The organism is Oscillibacter sp. CU971 (genome assembly GCF_905219725.1).
GTDB lineage: Bacteria > Bacillota > Clostridia > Oscillospirales > Oscillospiraceae > Oscillibacter.
Map to the genome: position 1 here is coordinate 1 of NZ_CAJMXG010000048.1, position 16,028 is coordinate 16,028.

Sequence of the window (16,028 nt, forward strand, 5' to 3'; positions counted from 1 at the left end):
GAACGGGCGGGTAAACCTCTCGAGTAAAAAGGCCCTGCCTCAGCAGGAGCGGCGGGCCTGGGGGGACGGGGGGCCCGCCGCTCCTGCTGAGGCAGGGCCTTTTTAATCGAGAGGTTTACCCGCCCGTTCTCCGCAGACAGGACAAGGACCTTTACGGCCTGCCCCGTCTGGAGGTGGTCGTGTACGTCCTCCACAAAGGTGTTGGCAATCTCCGAGATATGTACCAGCCCGGAGCCGCCTCCTTCCAACGCCACGAAGGCGCCGAATTTCATGATGCTGGTGACTTTGCCTTCCAGAATGCTCCCAACCTGAGGCTCCATACGGTTTCTAGTTTCTCCTTCCCTTGATTCGCGTGGTAAAGCGGGGCCCAGTCAGCTGCCCACGTCAAAGACGTACTCCCCGGGCAAAAGCCAGCCCAGCTCCCGGCGGGCGATCTCCTGCATCTTCTCAGGCGTGCAGCCCTCCTCGATGTCCGCCGCCAGGGCGTCGTTCTCCTGGCGCTTGCCCTCCACCTCGGCGGCTACCCGCGCCTTTTCCGTCTCGGCGTCCGCGACCTGCTCCCGCAGGGCGTACACCTCGCAGACCAGCGCGGCCAGCAGAATTACGATTAACAGCTTGGTCAGAAGGCCCGTGCGGAGCTTTACCGCCTTCGGCGTTTTTCGCTGCTTTGCCATGTCTGCGCTCTCCTTTCCCGGGCCCATACCCACTTTTCCTTATTGTAAAGCATTTGCGCCAAAAATAAAAGAGGTTTTTTCCGCGGCGGAGCGTTTTTTTATAAAAATTTCCGGCCCACCGCAGAGGCAGGCACAAAAGACGCCACAAAAAGGCCAGCGTATCCGCCCAAAAAGCCCACAGGGGGCGCAGAAGCTCCGAAAAAGCGCAGAAAAACAAGACCGCGCCCCCCAGGGCTCCCAGGATTACAAATCCCCGGAGCTGGCCCTCGGCCCGGCGCAGCAGGAAGAGGAACATGGCCCCGCCCACCGCCAGGCAGTAGGCCCCGTCCAAAAGGGCGGTGGCCCGGGGAGCCCNCACCCGGAAGGGGCGCAGCAGATCATACAGCAGCCCGGCGGACAGCCCCAGGAGAATGGACTGCCCGAACACCAGCAGCTGCTGGGCCGCCCGGCTTTCCATGCTCAACCGAACAGGCGGCCCAGGAAGCCTCCCCGGCCGGAGCCCTGGTCCTCATAGGTCAGGGAGTCGATCCTCCCGTCCACGTGAAGCTCGCCTCCGTCCAGAGACAGCTTTCCGATATGAAGGTCTTCCCCCGTGACGACCAGGGTTCCCGCGGCGGTGGACATGACGATGCCGGTCTCGTCAAAGCGCTCCACGTCCTCCACGCCGGAGACGGTCAGGCTTTCCCGCCCGTCCAGCTCCAGGCGGTGGGCGGCGGCTTGGGGCAAAGCGTAATCGTTCATGGTTCGTCCCTCCCTGTCCAAAGAATATGGCGGGAGGGCCGGGATTAGAACCTGCGTTTATAGGGGGAAACGGCCGGATGGGCGGGGAAAGACCCGCCCGGACCGGGTTCGGCGGCTGGGAATCCGGGTTCTAGGATAACTGCCTGTAAAGCGCGGCGGCGTCGGCCTGCCGCACCGTCTCCTGGACAGACAGCACTTCCACCGTCACCTCCCGGGCCCCCAGGCGGAGCGTGATTTGGTCCCCTTCCTTCACCTCGTAAGAGGCCCGGGCGGGGCGGCCGTTGACGCAGACCAGCCCGTTGTCGCAGGCCTCGTTGGCCACGGTCCGCCGCTTGATAAGGCGGGAGACCTTCAAATATTTGTCCAGGCGCATAGCGCGCCCTCCTTTCTCCGGAAAAATAAACAGCCGGCAAAGCCTGCCGGCTGTTCAAAAAGGGCGTTAACCGAATCAGCCGCCCACGATGTCCTTCAGGACTTTGCCGGCCTTGAACACGGGCACGGTGGAGGCGGGGATTTCGATGGGCTCCTTGGTCTTGGGGTTCCGGCCCACGCGGGCGGCGCGCTTCTTAACCTCAAAGGAGCCAAAGCCCACCAGCTGGACCTTTTCGCCCTCCTTCAGGGCGTCAGTGATGGCATCCAGCGTAGCGGTAATGACGGTCTCGGCGTCTTTCTTGGAGACCTCCGCGGCCGCGGAAACAACGTTGATGAGTTCTGCTTTGTTCATGAATGGTATCCTCCTGCAATCATTTGTGTTCTGGTATCTTACTATTCTTAACGCAAACGCGTGTTAAGACTCCTCTTTTTTGGAGGATTTCCAGAGCTCCACCAGCTCCGCCTCGGCATATTCGCCCAGAGGCTTGTCCGCCATGGCCTCCACCCGGCGGAAGCGCCCGTCAAACTTGTCGCAGGCCCGGTGCAAAGCGTCCTCCGGGTCCACGCCGGACATCTGGGCCACCTTGGCGGTGATGAAGAGCAGATCTCCCAGCTCCTCCCGGACGCCGTGGGGCTCGTCCGTTCCGGCGCCGGCCTCCAAGGCCTCCCGCAGCTCCCGGACCTCCTCCTCCAGCTTCCCCAGGGCGCTGAGGGCGCTGGCCCAGTCAAAGCCCGCTTTGGCGGTCTTTCCGGCGATTTTCTCCGCCCGCCAGAGGGCGGGCAGGGTGTGGGGCACGGACTCGATGGCGTCGGCGGTGGTGGACTGGGCTTTCTCCTTCCGTTTCAGGGCCTCCCAGTTCACCAGGACCTCCCGGCTGTCCGCCACCTCCACGGTGCCGAAGACGTGGGGATGGCGGTACACCAGCTTCTGGGACACGCCGTCGACAACGTCGTCCATGGTGAACCGGCCCCGCTCCGCCTCGATCTGGGCGTGGAAGGCCGCCTGCATCAGCACGTCTCCCAGCTCCTCGCACATGCCTGCCGGGTCGTCCCGGTCGATGGCGTCCAGAGCCTCGTAAGTCTCCTCCAGGAAGTTCCGGCGGATGGACCCGTGGGTCTGCTCCGCATCCCAGGGGCAGCCCCCCGGCGCCCGGAGCAGCCGCATGATTTCCAGGAAATCCTCCCAGCCGTAACGGCGCTTACATTGAAAATCTACCATAGATTNCCCGCCTTNGCAAGAAATTTCNAGNAAAAAGTTGGTATGAGGCCATATTTTTTGCCAATTTTCCGCACGTTTTAGCGCAAATGCAACAATTTTNCCAATNTTGCCCCATGGGGCACCGTTTTCAGGTCTTCCGCCCGCAGAATCCGCAGGGCGACCACCAAAATGGCGTAAACGATTACCCCCGCCAGGATGCCGCAGAGGGTGGCAATGGCGTTGGCCCCGTAGGCGGAGTGCCCGGACAGGGCCCGGCTCACAAGGCCGTGGGTGGCCCAGGCTCCGCCGCCCATGAGGGCGGTGGCCACGGCGGGCTTAAAGAAGAGCTGGAAATACCTGGGTTTCGTGGGGGAGTATTTCCAGACGAAGNACAGGTTCAAAAGGGCGATGACAACATAGCAGCAGAGCGTTGAAATGGGCGCGCCGTGGATGTTGATCTCCGGGGTGCCCACCAGGATATAGTTCATCGCGATTTTGACCACGCCGCCGGCCACGACGGTGTAAATGGGTATGCGCACCTTGCCGTAGGTCTGCAAAATGGCGTTGGTGAGGTTCATGACGCAGATGAAGATACAAGCAAAGCCCAAAACCCGCAGATGTGGCCCCGCCGCCAGGGCGGCCTCCGGCTGGGCCGGGAGCACCAGGCGCATGATGGGGGTGGACAGCACGCTGAGCCCCACGCCGCAGGGCAGGGCCAGGATGGCGATGAGACGGAAGGCGGAGGAGATGATCCGGTCCGCCTCCCGGTGGTCCCGCCGGGCCAGGGCCGCCGCCGCCACGGGAATCAGGCTCATGGTTACCGGGAAGACGAAAGAGGGCGGCAGGTTCACCATGTCCATGGCGTAGCCGTAGGCCCCCTTCAAGNCGGAGGCGGCCTCCTCCGTCAGGNCCAGGCCGTTTTGCAGCCGCCCCAGTACGATGGAGGTATCCACCAGCGTGATGATGCTCATGGCCGAGTTGCTCAGGGTGATGGGCACCCCGATGACCAGAATATGCCTGGCCAGGGTCCCCCGGCTCTCCGGGACATCCAGGGTCTCCGCCCGGGAGCGGTGGGTCAGCAGGTAGCCGATCAGGAAGAGCATGGACAGTACGGTGCCGATGGTCACGCCCAGGATGGCCCCCGCCGCCACAAACTTCTGCCCCATACCCGCCTGGAAAATATACCACGCCAGCGCCAGGCCGATGCCCAGCTTGCTCAGCGCCTCCAGCACCTGGGAGACGGCGGTGGGGGTCATGTTCCCCTGGCCCTGGGTGTAGCCCCGCATACAGGCCAAAAGGCACACGCAGAACACCGCCGGGGACAGCGCCCGGATGGCCCAATAGGCGCTCTCGTTATGGAGCCGGGCGGCCACCCAGCTGGTGCCGAAGAACATGATGGCAAACCCCGCCAGACCCAGGGCGAAGAAGATCCAGATGGCCGTGCTGAAAAGCTTGCGCTTTTCGTTCTCCCGGCCCCGGGCCTGGGCCTCGGACACCAGCTTGGAAAGTGCCAGGGGCAGGCCCGCCGTGGAGATGGAGAGGAGGACGTTGTAAATCTGATAGGCGGAGNCGAAGTAGGTCTTGCCCTCTTCGCCCAGAATGTTGTTCAGGGGGACCTTATAAAAGAAGCCGATACCTTTGACAATGGCCACCGCAGAGGCCAGAATGGCCGCGCCGCCCAGGAAGGACTGTTTTTTCTTCGTCGACATGGAAAGTTTACCTCGAATACTTTAAAAAATGCGCGGACAGCCTCTGTCCGTGAGGGGCGGGCCCCATTGTCCACTCTATGGGACCGGGACCCGCCTTAGACCAGATTCCCTCCAGCGGCACAACCCGCTTTTTCAAAGGCTTACAGCCGTTCTAAGCAGCCCTTCACCAGGGCGGTGAACTTGGGGCCCGCGGCCTCGCCCGCGGCGATGACCTCGTCGCCGGAGAGGGGCTGCTCCAGCACGCCCGCCGCCATGTTGGTGCAGAGGGTGAAGCCCAAGACCTCCATGCCGCAGTGGGCGGCGGTGATGGCCTCCGGCACCGTGGACATGCCCACGGCGTCCGCCCCCAGCAGGCGGGCGGCCTTGACCTCCGCCGGCGTCTCATACTGGGGACCGGGGAAGAACATGTAGACGCCCTCCTTGAGGTCCAGGCCCTGGGCCTTGGCGGCGGCGCGGGCCTTTTCCTGAAGGGCGGGGGTGTAGACGTGGCTCATGTCCGGGAAGCGGGGGCCCAGCTCGTCCATGTTGGGCCCGCAGAGGGGGCTGACGCCGAAGAGCTTGATGTGGTCCGTAATCAGCATGATGTCTCCGGCGGTCCAGGCGGTATTCACCGCCCCGGCGGCGTTGGTCACCACCAAAGTCCTGACGCCCAGGGCCCGGGCCACCCGGACGGGATAGGCCGCGTCGGCGAAGGACCAGCCCTCGTAGGTGTGGAGGCGGCCCTGCATGACCGCCGCGTCCCGGCCCGCCAGCTTTCCAAAGAGAAATTGGCCCTTGTGGCCGGGGGCGGTGGAGCGCTTCATGTGGGGGACTTCCGCATAGGGCACGGCGATGGGACTTTCCATCTCGTCCGCCAAGGCCCCCAGGCCGGAGCCCAGAATCACCAGCACCTGGGGCTGGAAGCCGTTCAGCTTTTCCCGGAGAGCCTGAGCGCTCTCCTGAACCTGTTGATACGTGTAGAATTCCATATTTATCCTCCTGTCAGTTCAGCTTTTCGCCGCAGGCGCGGCAGAATTGGTCTCCCTCCTGCGCGGCCTCGCCGCAGCTGGGGCAGGCAGGGCCTTCCGGCGTCCGCCCCAGGGTTTCGCTAAGCTCCGNCAGGCGGGCTTTCAGATCGTCGATTTCCCGGAGCTTTTCCAGCAGCTCCTCGGACTCCGTCAGGTTTCCGGCGTGGGTGCCATAGACGATCTCACCGGCCTCCATCAGCTTCTCGTCCATTTCGNCCTCCACACGGGCGGCCTGATAGCGGAGCCGCNCGGCCTCCGCCNCCTTCTCCGCCCCCTCACAGGCCAGGCCCAGGGTCCCAAGGGCCAGGGTTCCCGCCGCCTCCACGCCGGTGCGGAGGGTGTCCAGCAGGTCATACAGCTTCTCCTGTTTGTGCATAGTGCCGCTCCTTTCGTCTCCCGTTTAGTGATTGTCGTAGGGGCTTCCGCCGATGAACTCCCGGGACAGGGACTTGGCGGGGATATGCTTTTCGTCCAGGGCCTCAATTTTGTCCAGGCCCCGGAGGATGTCCTCCACCACCTGGTACTTCCCTTTGGGAAGCTCCTCCAGCAGGGGGACCACAAAGGGCTTCAGGGCGCTGGCGCTGAGGGCCAGGGAGGAGTCGAACATCAAATCCGCGTTTTCCTTGTAGGGGGAGATATACAGCCGCTCTCCCCGGCGGACGTTCTCCCACAGCTTCAAGGTAAAGGCCGCGTCGCTGCCCCGGAACTTGAAGTCCCGGACAATGCGGCGGCAGAGGCGGATCCAGGACTTGTCGAAGACCAAAGAACCGTCCTCGTCCAGAATATCGCTCCGGGCGGCGATATAGAGTTTGAAGGCCCTGGGGTTCTTTCCCACGATGATGTCGTTCAGGGCGTGGATGCCCTCGAAAATCGCCATGTCGTCCTTCCCCAGCCGCATGGGCCGGGCGAAGATGTCCGAGCGCATCTGCCGNGCAAACTCGTATTTCGGAACATGAATCAGCTCCCCCCGGTCCAGCATGGCGAAGTNCTGGTTCAGCAGGTCCACATCCAGGCAGAAGGGGGACTCGTAGTCAATGGCTCCCTCCCGGTTCCGGGGGAAGGTCTCCGGGTCCATGGTCTTGAAATAGTTGTCCATGGAAACCGTGTGGGTCACAATGCCCATCTCCACCAGCTTTTCCTCGATTTTCAGCGCGGTGGTGGTCTTCCCAGAGCCGGAGGGGCCGGAGAGGAGGATGATGTGGGACTCCCCCCGGTGATCCGCAATCTTCCGGGCGGCGGTGTCCACTTTTTTCGCGAACTGCTCATCGCACTCCTGGGCGAAGGCGGCGGGGTCGCTGCGGATGGCCTCGTTGATCTGCTTTAGGGAATACATGGATTCGGCTCCTTTCCGTTCATCTGGCATAGAAGGCGGCGNAATCCGCCTGATTGGACCGCGGTTTGTCCGGGCGTTCCGTGTACTCCTTGGGAAACTTGGGGTTGAAGCGCCGCTGGATCAGCCGCCGGGCCGGGTCCACCATTTTTGTGGACCCTCCCGCGCCGAAGGAGAGGATGGAGCAGAGCTCCGACATGATATAGATGTTGTAGAGGCATTCCCCGCCGGGGCGGGTCCAGCCGATATTTTCAAAGCTGCCGGACATGTATTTCTGCCGGTAGAGGTAATAGGGGGCGTATCCCGCTTCCCGCAGGGCGGGCTCCGCGTAGTCCAGCATTTCTCCCACCGCCTCCGGGCCGGNGATGGCCAGGCCCTCCAGCAGGATGCGGCTGCCCTTTTTCAGCGCCAGGGTGTGGACGGTAACGTTGTCCGTGCCAAACGCCAGGCAGCGCTCCAGGGAGCGGCGGAAGCCCTCCGCCGTGTCCTCCGGCAGTCCCGCGATAAGATCCATGTTCACATGGGGAAAACCGCACCGTGCCGCCAGCTCCATGGCTTCTTCGATGTCGCCGGGGCTGTGGCGGCGGCCAATGGCCCGGAGGACGCTTTCCTCCATGGTCTGGGGGTTTACGGAGATGCGGTGAACGCCGTGGGCCTTTAAAACCNCCAGCTTCTCCGCCGTNATGGTGTCGGGCCGTCCCGCCNCCACGGTAATCTCGCCGCAGGCGTCCAGGGCGGGGCCGAAGGCCGTCTCAAAGGCCGTCAGCACCCGGTCCANCTGGGGGGCGGTCAGAGTGGTGGGCGTGCCGCCGCCCATATACATGGCCCGGACGTTCAAACCCGTNTCCCGGGCNATGCGGCCCNCNGCCTCGATCTCCGCCGCCAGAGCGTCCACGTAAGGGTCCACCAGGGAAAAGCTCTTTTCCACCGACTGGCTGACAAAGGAACAATAGGCGCAGCGGGTGGGGCAGAAGGGAATGCCGATATAGACGGCGATGTCCCGGGGGCCCAGACCTTTCGCGGCCTCAAAGGCCGCCGTCCCCGTCTCCAGGGCCAGGGCGGCCCGGCGGGGGGTGACATAATAAANTTTCTCCAGCAGCTCCCGGGCCGCGCCGGGCGTCCTGCCCGCCGTCAGGGCTTCCGTCACCAGCTTGTCGGGCCGGACCCCGGTGAGCATCCCCCAGGGGGGCTGTCCGCCGGTGAGCATCTGATAGGCCCGGAAAAAAGCCGCGCCGATGGCGTAGCGCCTTTGGCCCTCCCGCTCGTAGGGCGTGCGGCCCTCCAGGGGCACTTCCATGCCGGAGGAAACGGCCTTCCCCTGCCAGCACAGCTCCGCACAGGCGTGGCCCCGCTCTTCGTCCTCCCGCCAGGTGACAATGGCCCAGTTCTCCTCCCGGACAGGCCGGACCGGCTCATAGACCGGAAGCTCGCCGGGGAAGAGATTTAAGAGGCTCTGCTCAACCGTGTAGCGCTCGTCGTGGCCGCGAAATTCCAGTTTCATGTCGTCTCCCGCAGGGCCTGGCAGAGGTAGGGATTCTGCCGCCGCTCCTTTTCCAAGGTGCTGACGTCCATGTGGCCGGGAAGGATCTGGAGGTCCCCCTCCAGCTCTCCCAGGCGGCGCAGGGAGGCCAGCATCTTGGGCACGCTGCCGCCGGGGAAGTCCGTCCTCCCGCAGGACCCGGCAAAGAGGGTGTCCCCGCAAAAGAGCAGATCGCCGCAGCGGAGGGTGACGCTGCCCTCGGAGTGGCCGGGGGTGTGAAGAACCTGGATTTTTACGGCGTCTCCCCCGAAGGTGATCCAGGCCCCCTCGTCGTAGAGATTCGCGCCCTGGATTTGGGTGCGCAGCGGAAACAGGGACGGGTCCACATCCTCCAGATCCTTCCGGTGGATATAAAGCGCCGCCTGGGGAAAAGCCCGCTCCAGCTCCGCCGCGCCGCCGGTGTGGTCGTAGTGTCCGTGGGTCAGGAGAATGTAGCGAAGCTTTGCCCCCTCCAGAGCCCTGATAATCTCCGGCGCGTCCCCGCCGGGGTCAATCACCGCCGCCTCGCGGGTTTTCTCATCCTCCAAAATATAGCAGTTGGTTCCCAAGGGGCCCACCTGCATCATTTTCACATTCATTGGAGTTTCCTCCTCTCTTGGCTCCATAGTCTCAGGAATCGCCGGGGAGCTGGTCGGACTGGTCCTCGAAGCCGGAAAAGTCCAGGGTCTTCCCCTGCCACGCGGCCCGGAACATGTCCACGGCCCGCCCGGCTCCGCCGCAGCGCTCCATGTAGTGCCTGCCCTTGTCGTCGTTCCAGCCCACGCCGACCACATACTCGCCGGTGTGGGGGCCCGCCAGGGCCACGGCGCTTTGAATAAACCAGTAGTCCTGCCCCTTCCTCTGCTCTAAAATCACAAAGCTGTCTTCATGGGGACAGAGGCCGTCCAGGGCCTTGGTCACGTCCTCCCAGGAAACATGCGCGACGGGCATCCCGTTCACCGACAGGCTCCAGCTCCAGCCGGTGCGAGGCTGGGCGCCCAGAGAACATTCGTTTTGAAAGAAATTGGAAAACAACCCCATGAAAGCACCCGTCCTTTCTTTCTGATGATTCAATTGGTCAGGGCTTCTCCGTATCAAAGAGGATGGTCACCGGGCCGTGGTTCAGGGATTCCACGTCCATCTTCGCGCCGAATTCCCCATGCTCCACCGTGAAGCCCCGCTCCCGGCAGTGGGCCATAAATTTCTCATAGAGGGGAACGGCCAGATCCGGCTTCGCCGCGCCGGAGAAGCCCGGGCGGCGGGAAGAGGTATCCGCAAAGAGAGTAAACTGAGAGATCACCAGAAGGCTTCCGCCAACCTGCTCCAGATTCCGGTTCATCTTTTCGTTTTCATCCTCAAAGATACGAAGGTTGCAGATTTTCTCCGCCAGCTTCACGGCGGTTTCCTCCGTATCAGCCGGCGCCACCCCCAAAAGGACCAAATAGCCCTCTCCGATTTGGCCCGTAACGGCCCCCTCGATGGTAACCGACGCGTGTTTCACGCGGGTGACAACCGCGCGCATAGCCAATCCCTCCTTTTATAATTGTACGTTATAGCCCCACACCCCAACCAAGCCCTCGTCCCCCCGCAGGGAAGGGGGAATGCTCAAGGGGGGACGAAGTCCCCTCTTGAAGGGAGGCGGAGGAAATGGAGCGGAATGGATGTCCGGCGGAGCCGGACGGAATGGAGCGCAATTTTCGACGCCGCTATCCGGCGGGACGCGTCACTTGCAGCACCCCGGAAATTTGGTTCAGCTTGTTCATGATGGCCTTCATTTGGGCCCCGTCCCGGACCCGGATTTCCAGGCGGATAACGGCGAAGCCGTCCTCCGTGCTCCGGGAGTTCAGGCCGGAGACAAAGGTGTTGGTGCTGGAGAGGGCCGTGGAGATATCCAGAATCAAGCCCATCCGGTCCTTGCTCATCACGTCGATGGTGGTGGGATAGCTCTCGTTGGTGTCTTTGCCCCAGGAGACTTTCAGCCAGCGGCCCTCCTGGCCCGCCCGGCGCTCCGGCGCGGCGTTGGGGCAGTCCGCCCGGTGGACGGACACGCCGTAGCCCCGGGTGATAAAGCCCACAATCTCGTCCCCCGGCACGGGGGTGCAGCAGCGGGAGAACTTTACCAGGCAGTTGTCCAGCCCTTCCACGATGATGCCCTGCTCGCTCTTGCTCACCGGCTTGGCGGGCACCAGGATGGGGGCCTCCTCGGGCTTGAGGGTCAGCTCCTCCGCCTGGTGCTGGCGGGCGATGCGCAGCAGCTCCCCCTTCATCCGGCTGACGGCCTTCTGGGCGGTGAAGCCGCCGTAGCCGATGGCGGCATACATCTCCTCCAGGCTGCCGTAGGTGACCTTTTTCAGCAGCAGGGGCAGATTCTCCGGGTCCGTCACGTCCTTCATGGCGAGACCCGCGTGCTTGAGCTCCTGCTCAAAGGAGGAACGGCCGTTGGCGATGTTTTCCTCCTTTTTCTCCTTCTTAAACCACTGGCGGATTTTGCTCCGGGCCTCGCTGGACTTGGCGATTTTCATCCAGTCCCGGCTGGGGCCCTTGGCGGACTTGGAGGTCATGATCTCCACAATGTCCCCGTTTTTTAAGATGTGGTCAAAGGTGACGATGCGGTTGTTTACCTTGGCCCCCACCATGCGGTTGCCCACGGCGGAGTGGATGGCGTAGGCAAAATCAATGGGCGTGGCCCCGGCGGGGAGGTTCTGCACANCNCCGTTGGNGGTGNAGACGAAAACCTCGTCGGCGAACATGTCGACCTTTAAGGAGTGGATATACTCCTCCGCGTCGGCCCCCTCCTGGTTCTCCAGCAGGCGGCGGACCCACTCGTATTTCCCCTCGGTGCCNGCTCCCTGNCNGTGCTGCTTGTANTTCCNGNGGGCGGCCACGCCGTATTCCGCCACCTCATGCATCTTCCAGGTGCGGATCTGCACCTCAAAGGGCAGGCCGTCGGGGCCTATGACGGTGGTGTGGAGGGACTGGTAGCCGTTGGGCTTCTCGGTGCCGATATAGTCCTTGAACCGGCCCGGGATGGGCTTGTAGATATCGTGGATGACGCCTAAGACATTGTAGCAGTCCCCCACCGTGTCCACCAGCACCCGGAAGGCAAAGAGGTCGAAAATCTCGTCNAGGGACTTGTTCTGGTTGAACATCTTCCGGTAGATGGAGTAGGGGTGCTTGATGCGGCCGTAGACCATGTGCTNGNTGCCAAGCTCCGTCAGCCGGTCGTCCATCTGGGTCNGGGTGCGGAGGAGGAAGGCGTCGTACTCCGGCTTTTTGGCGTCCAGCCGGGTGATGATCTCCTCATAGCCCACCGGGTCCAGATATTTAAGGGACAGGTCCTCCAGCTCCCACTTGATGCGCTGCATCCCCAGGCGGTGGGAGATGGGGGCGTAAATCTCCATAGTCTCCAGGGACTTTTGCTTCTGCTTCTCCGGGGACTGGTATTCCATGNTCCGCATGTTGTGGAGCCGGTCGGAGACCTTGATGAGGATGACCCGGATATCCTTGCTCATGGCCATGAGCATCTTCCGGAGGTTCTCCATCTGCTCGTCTTCCTTGGTGGCGTACTGGATGCGGGTCAGCTTGCTGACCCCCTCCACCAGATTGGCGATGGTGGGCGAGAACATCCGGGCCACATCCCCGTGGGTGGCGGGCGTGTCCTCAATCACGTCGTGGAGCAGGGCCGCCTCGATGGACTCGGAGTCCAGCTTCAGCTCCTCCGCCACAATTTGGGCCACGGCCAGGGGATGGATGATATAGGGCTCGCCGCTTTTGCGCTTTTGCCCCTCGTGGCAGCGGTCGGCGTACTCGAACGCGGACCGGATATGGTCGAAGTCGGCGGCGGGGTTGTAGCCGCGGACGGTTTTTTCCAAAAGCTCGTACTGTTCCTGTACGGTCATCTCAGGTCGCCTCCTTTTCCCGCAGGCGGAGAAGATACGGACAGTCGTCCCAAGTCACGTTCTCCGGGTCTCCCATCAAATACATCGCCAGCCAGTCGCCCTCCCTGGTCAGGGACACCAGGCCCCGCTCCTTGAAGACCGCCAGGGCGAGATACGCCCGCAGAAAGCTCTCGCTTCCCCCGATTCTGGCGGCGATGCTCCGCAGGAAGGGCAGACGCTCCTTCCGGGCTTTTCCCTGGCGGAGGAGCTCCGTCAGGGCCTTCCAGCAGTCCTGGTACTGGCTGGGGCTGGCCTTCAGCCGGGCCAGCTCCTGCCGGGTCAGGCTCTCTCCCCGCACCAGGCGGCCCACAAGGGCCTGGGCCGCCGCCTCGCTGCGGCTGGGGCTGAGGGAGGGCCGCACGTCCACCAACTGCAATTGCAGGGTCGTGTTTCCCCGGAAGGTGTTGGCCTGGAGGTAGAAGGCGGCGTCCACCCGGTTGCCGGGGACGATGCNGCACTCCTCCGCCGTGACGGAGAAGAAGATGGCGTCGAAGCGGCTGACGCCCTTGCTCAGGCGCAGCTTCAGGTGTTTTCNCTGCCCCACGGGCTGCACGGCCTCCGCCGTGGCCCCCAGCAGGGCGANGACGGGCCTGGGGTTCCCCGCGCCGTAAGGCTCCAGCCGTTCCAGCTGCTCGGCCTCCTCNAGGGTCAGCTCCGCGGGGGAGGACACCGCCGCGTCCACCTCCAGAGAGCTCACCGGCGGTTCCCCGNNNGTGACGGAGCGGACATAGCGGTTCATCCGGGTCCGGAAATCCTCAATGTTGTCCTCCGGGATGGTGAACCCGGCGGCCAGCTCGTGGCCCCCGAAGCCGTCCAGCAGGTCCGCGCAGGACTCCAGGGCGGCGAAGAGGTTGAAGCCGCCGTAGGACCGGCAGGAGCCCCGCCCCGTGCCGTCCTTCAGATGAATCATGAAGCTGGGGCAAGAGTATTTCTCGCTGAGGCGGGAGGCCACGATGCCCACCACGCCCTGGTGCCATTTCTCGCTGGCAAGGACCAGGGCGCTGCGCTCCTCCTGCCGCAGAGCCTGGATCTGCCGCACCGCGTCCGCGCAGATGGCCTGCTCCACCGCCTGGCGCTCCCGGTTCAGCTCGCAGAGCTCCCGGGCCAGCTCCTCCGCCCGGGCCAGGTCCCGGGTCTCCAGCAGGTCCGCCGCCAGGTCCGCCGCCCCCATGCGCCCGGCGGCGTTGATCCGGGGGGAGAGGACGAAGCCGATTTGAATGGAGGTAACGGGCTTTTCCTCCAGTCCCGCCTCCCGCAGGAGGGCGCGGACCCCCACAAAGTCCGTGTGGGGCAGGGCCTCCAGGCCGCAGGCGACAATGGCCCGGTTTTCCCCCTCCATCCGCATCACGTCGGCCACGGTGCCGATGGCGGCCAGGGCGGAATAGCGGGCGAAGAGGGCGTCCTCCCGGTTCTCGCCCCCCAGGGCCAGCACCAGCTTCAACGCCACGCCGCAGCCCGCCAGGAACTTGAAGGGGTAGGGGCAGTCGGGCCGGTGGGGGTCCACCACCGCCACGGCGGCGGGCAGCTCCTCCTTGCATTCGTGATGGTCCGTTACCACCACGTCCAGGCCCAGGGAGGCCGCGAAGTCCACTTCCTCGTTTCCGGTGATGCCGCAGTCCACGGTAATCATCAGCGTGGCCCCCTGGTCCCGCAGGCTCTGGATGGCGGGCTTGGACAGGCCGTAGCCGTCCTCAATCCGCCGGGGGATATAGCGCAGGCACTTGGCCCCGCAGCTTTTCAGATAGTCCATCAGCAGCACCGTGGAGGTGATGCCGTCCACGTCGTAGTCCCCGAAGACGGCGATGGTCTCCCCCCCGGCGATGGCCTTTTGGATGCGGGCCACGGCCTTGTCCATGTCCCGCATGAGCATGGGGGAGAGGGTCAGCTTCCGGTCCCGGTCTAAAAATTCCGCCGCCGTCTCTGGGGAGGCCACGCCCCGGGCCGCCAGCACCAGGGCCATGAGATAGGGGTAGCCCGCCTCCCGCAGGGCGGCTACGTCCTCTTCCAAGGGGGCGCCGATATTCCACTTTTGATACTTCACAAGAGCGCCCTCCTTTCCGGTCCGGCGTTAGGACAAAATGTAACTTGTATATTATAACAGAGAACTCCCGGCAGGTAAAGGGAAAATCTCTTGATTCCACTATATTTTTCCCCCGGAAGGAAAAGGCTGGAAAAGTCCGCAAATCGCTCTTGCAGTTTTCGCCGGTTTGTGGGATAATGACCGTAATGCCTTTCCGGCATGTCCAATGGCCCGCCCGCCCCGTTTTGGGAACGGCGGCCTCGTTTGAAAAAAAGGAGTTGGGAACAAGTGGCCCCTCAAAAGATTGCGCTGCTGACGGATTCCTGCGCGGACCTGTCCCCCCGTCTGGCGGCGGAGAACCACATCTACATCGTCCCCCTGCGCATCCTCTGCGCCGACGGGGAGTATTCCGACGGCGTGGACATCCACAGCGCCGACATCTACCGCCGCCTCAAGGCCGGGGAGCTGCCCCAGANCTCTCTGCCCTCCGCCGANAGCGCGTGAGCCGTGCTGGAGGAGATCCGGGACGCGGGCTATGACGGCGTCATTGCCGTCATGCTCTCCAGCGGCCTCTCCGGCACCTACAATTTGATCCGCCTCATCGCCGAGGAGAGCGGGGACGCGTTCCCCATCAAGGTCTTCGACTCCGTCAGCGGCTCCCTGGGACAGGGGCTGACGGTGCTTCAGCTGGCNGAGGACATCCGAAACGGCATGGACTGGGAAACCCTGGTGGAGCGCCGGACCCCGCAGCTCATCGCGGGCACCTTCCCCTTCTTCTCCGTGGACACCCTGGAATACCTGATGAAGGGCGGGCGCATCGGCAAGGTCACCGCCACGGCGGGGACCCTGCTTCAAATCAAGCCCATCATCACCTTCGCCCCCGACGGGCAGCNCCAGTCCATCGCCAAGGTCCGGGGCCGGNATCAGGTCATTGACAAGCTGGTGGCCATGGCCGTGGACCGCTGCGGCGGGCACCGGAAATACAACCTGGCCGTGGCCAACGGCGGGGCCCCCGCCGAGATGGAAACCGTCCGGCAGAAGCTCACCGCCGCCCTGCCGGATTATGACCACATCTGGGATGGCGAGATCGACGGGACCCTCAGCGTCTACATCGGCGACGGCGTCCTGGGCGCGGCGGTGCAGGTTTTGGACTAACTTTTCTTGAAAGACTGTAACGACACTTGATTTTGCAAAGCAAAATCTTAGTGGAGTACGTCCTCAAAGAGGGAAAGTTAGCAAAAGAACTTTATCGCGCTCTATAGTCCGGCAATCATCCGGGCCGAAGCGACGGCAACGCAGTCTATGCTATCTGTAAATACAAGGCCCCCGGCGTACCTTGCGCCGGGGGCCTTCCTTTATTCTGTTCAGCGCCTTCCGCCAAAGCCGCCCCCGCCGGAGCGGCCTCCGCCAAAGCCGCCGCCACGGCCGCCTCCAAAGGAGCCGCCGCCGGTCCGGCCTCCGCCGAAGCCCCCGCCACGGCCGAAGGACCCGCAGCCGGTCCGGCCTCCGCCGCCAAAGCC

At 63.7% G+C, this 16,028-nt stretch carries 16 protein-coding genes and 2 pseudogenes; 1 reads left to right on the forward strand and 17 read right to left on the reverse strand.

Features of this window, described 5'->3' with window-relative positions; all coding sequences use genetic code 11:
* The 17 genes and pseudogenes from JX325_RS05390 to recJ form a co-directional block, all read right to left on the reverse strand.
* A partial coding sequence (locus JX325_RS05390; protein ID WP_204790139.1) for a S1 RNA-binding domain-containing protein occupies nt 1-320 on the reverse strand: 320 nt, incomplete at its 3' end.
* Between the two features lie 51 nt (nt 321-371).
* Nucleotides 372-674 carry a septum formation initiator family protein gene (locus JX325_RS17955; RefSeq protein ID WP_243413938.1) on the reverse strand — a complete coding sequence of 101 codons (303 nt, stop codon included), beginning with the start codon at nt 672-674 and terminating at the stop codon, nt 372-374.
* 205 nt (nt 675-879) lie between these two features.
* A pseudogene (gene yabQ, locus JX325_RS18645) lies at nt 880-1,131 on the reverse strand (spore cortex biosynthesis protein YabQ); the annotation flags it as partial.
* Between the two features lie 2 nt (nt 1,132-1,133).
* The gene (locus JX325_RS05400) at nt 1,134-1,415 is read right to left on the reverse strand and encodes a YabP/YqfC family sporulation protein (protein WP_204790141.1); all 282 of its coding nucleotides are present in this window, start codon (nt 1,413-1,415) and stop codon (nt 1,134-1,136) included.
* 130 nt (nt 1,416-1,545) lie between these two features.
* Entirely contained in the window at nt 1,546-1,788 is a 243-nt protein-coding gene (locus tag JX325_RS05405; protein ID WP_204790142.1) for an RNA-binding S4 domain-containing protein, read from the reverse strand.
* A gap of 75 nt (nt 1,789-1,863) precedes the next feature.
* A complete protein-coding gene (locus JX325_RS05410; RefSeq protein ID WP_204790143.1) occupies nt 1,864-2,139 on the reverse strand; it encodes an HU family DNA-binding protein in 276 nt (91 codons plus the stop codon).
* Nucleotides 2,140-2,202: 63 nt separating this feature from the next.
* Nucleotides 2,203-3,006, reverse strand: coding sequence for a nucleoside triphosphate pyrophosphohydrolase (mazG, locus tag JX325_RS05415; protein ID WP_204790144.1), 804 nt, complete (start codon nt 3,004-3,006; stop codon nt 2,203-2,205).
* A gap of 77 nt (nt 3,007-3,083) precedes the next feature.
* Nucleotides 3,084-4,694 carry a polysaccharide biosynthesis protein gene (locus JX325_RS05420; protein ID WP_204790145.1) on the reverse strand — a complete coding sequence of 537 codons (1,611 nt, stop codon included), beginning with the start codon at nt 4,692-4,694 and terminating at the stop codon, nt 3,084-3,086.
* Between the two features lie 140 nt (nt 4,695-4,834).
* A complete protein-coding gene (locus tag JX325_RS05425; protein WP_204790146.1) occupies nt 4,835-5,662 on the reverse strand; it encodes a purine-nucleoside phosphorylase in 828 nt (275 codons plus the stop codon).
* A 13-nt stretch (nt 5,663-5,675) separates the two neighbouring features.
* A complete protein-coding gene (locus tag JX325_RS18650; RefSeq protein WP_204790147.1) occupies nt 5,676-6,077 on the reverse strand; it encodes a zinc ribbon domain-containing protein in 402 nt (133 codons plus the stop codon).
* Nucleotides 6,078-6,101: 24 nt separating this feature from the next.
* Complete coding sequence (locus JX325_RS05435) at nt 6,102-7,034, reverse strand: uridine kinase (protein WP_204790148.1); 933 nt, start codon at nt 7,032-7,034, stop codon at nt 6,102-6,104.
* A gap of 19 nt (nt 7,035-7,053) precedes the next feature.
* Nucleotides 7,054-8,532, reverse strand: coding sequence for a coproporphyrinogen dehydrogenase HemZ (hemZ, locus tag JX325_RS05440; protein ID WP_204790149.1), 1,479 nt, complete (start codon nt 8,530-8,532; stop codon nt 7,054-7,056).
* On the reverse strand, nt 8,529-9,149 hold the full coding sequence (locus tag JX325_RS05445; protein WP_204790150.1) for an MBL fold metallo-hydrolase: 621 nt from the start codon (nt 9,147-9,149) through the stop codon (nt 8,529-8,531). The genes hemZ and JX325_RS05445 overlap by 4 nt, the downstream gene beginning before the upstream one ends.
* A gap of 31 nt (nt 9,150-9,180) precedes the next feature.
* Entirely contained in the window at nt 9,181-9,591 is a 411-nt protein-coding gene (locus JX325_RS05450) for a hypothetical protein (protein ID WP_204790151.1), read from the reverse strand.
* 37 nt (nt 9,592-9,628) lie between these two features.
* Nucleotides 9,629-10,072 carry a D-aminoacyl-tRNA deacylase gene (gene dtd, locus JX325_RS05455; protein WP_204790152.1) on the reverse strand — a complete coding sequence of 148 codons (444 nt, stop codon included), beginning with the start codon at nt 10,070-10,072 and terminating at the stop codon, nt 9,629-9,631.
* A gap of 184 nt (nt 10,073-10,256) precedes the next feature.
* A complete protein-coding gene (locus JX325_RS05460; RefSeq protein ID WP_204790153.1) occupies nt 10,257-12,449 on the reverse strand; it encodes a bifunctional (p)ppGpp synthetase/guanosine-3',5'-bis(diphosphate) 3'-pyrophosphohydrolase in 2,193 nt (730 codons plus the stop codon).
* A gap of 1 nt (nt 12,450) precedes the next feature.
* On the reverse strand, nt 12,451-14,529 hold the full coding sequence (gene recJ / locus JX325_RS05465; protein ID WP_204790154.1) for a single-stranded-DNA-specific exonuclease RecJ: 2,079 nt from the start codon (nt 14,527-14,529) through the stop codon (nt 12,451-12,453).
* A gap of 267 nt (nt 14,530-14,796) precedes the next feature.
* On the opposite strand from recJ, the pseudogene JX325_RS05470 reads away from it, so the two are divergent.
* A pseudogene (locus JX325_RS05470) lies at nt 14,797-15,663 on the forward strand (DegV family protein).
* Nucleotides 15,664-16,028: the final 365 nt, after the last annotated feature.

Bases quoted from the DNA above. Each gene is read 5' to 3' on its own strand.
- JX325_RS17955 (WP_243413938.1), bottom strand. From the start codon at position 674: ATGGCAAAGCAGCGAAAAACGCCGAAGGCGGTAAAGCTCCGCACGGGC.
- JX325_RS05400 (WP_204790141.1), bottom strand. From the start codon at position 1,415: ATGAACGATTACGCTTTGCCCCAAGCCGCCGCCCACCGCCTGGAGCTG.
- JX325_RS05405 (WP_204790142.1), bottom strand. From the start codon at position 1,788: ATGCGCCTGGACAAATATTTGAAGGTCTCCCGCCTTATCAAGCGGCGG.
- JX325_RS05410 (WP_204790143.1), bottom strand. From the start codon at position 2,139: ATGAACAAAGCAGAACTCATCAACGTTGTTTCCGCGGCCGCGGAGGTC.
- mazG (WP_204790144.1), bottom strand. From the start codon at position 3,006: ATGGTAGATTTTCAATGTAAGCGCCGTTACGGCTGGGAGGATTTCCTG.
- JX325_RS05425 (WP_204790146.1), bottom strand. From the start codon at position 5,662: ATGGAATTCTACACGTATCAACAGGTTCAGGAGAGCGCTCAGGCTCTC.
- JX325_RS05445 (WP_204790150.1), bottom strand. From the start codon at position 9,149: ATGAATGTGAAAATGATGCAGGTGGGCCCCTTGGGAACCAACTGCTAT.
- JX325_RS05450 (WP_204790151.1), bottom strand. From the start codon at position 9,591: ATGGGGTTGTTTTCCAATTTCTTTCAAAACGAATGTTCTCTGGGCGCC.
- dtd (WP_204790152.1), bottom strand. From the start codon at position 10,072: ATGCGCGCGGTTGTCACCCGCGTGAAACACGCGTCGGTTACCATCGAG.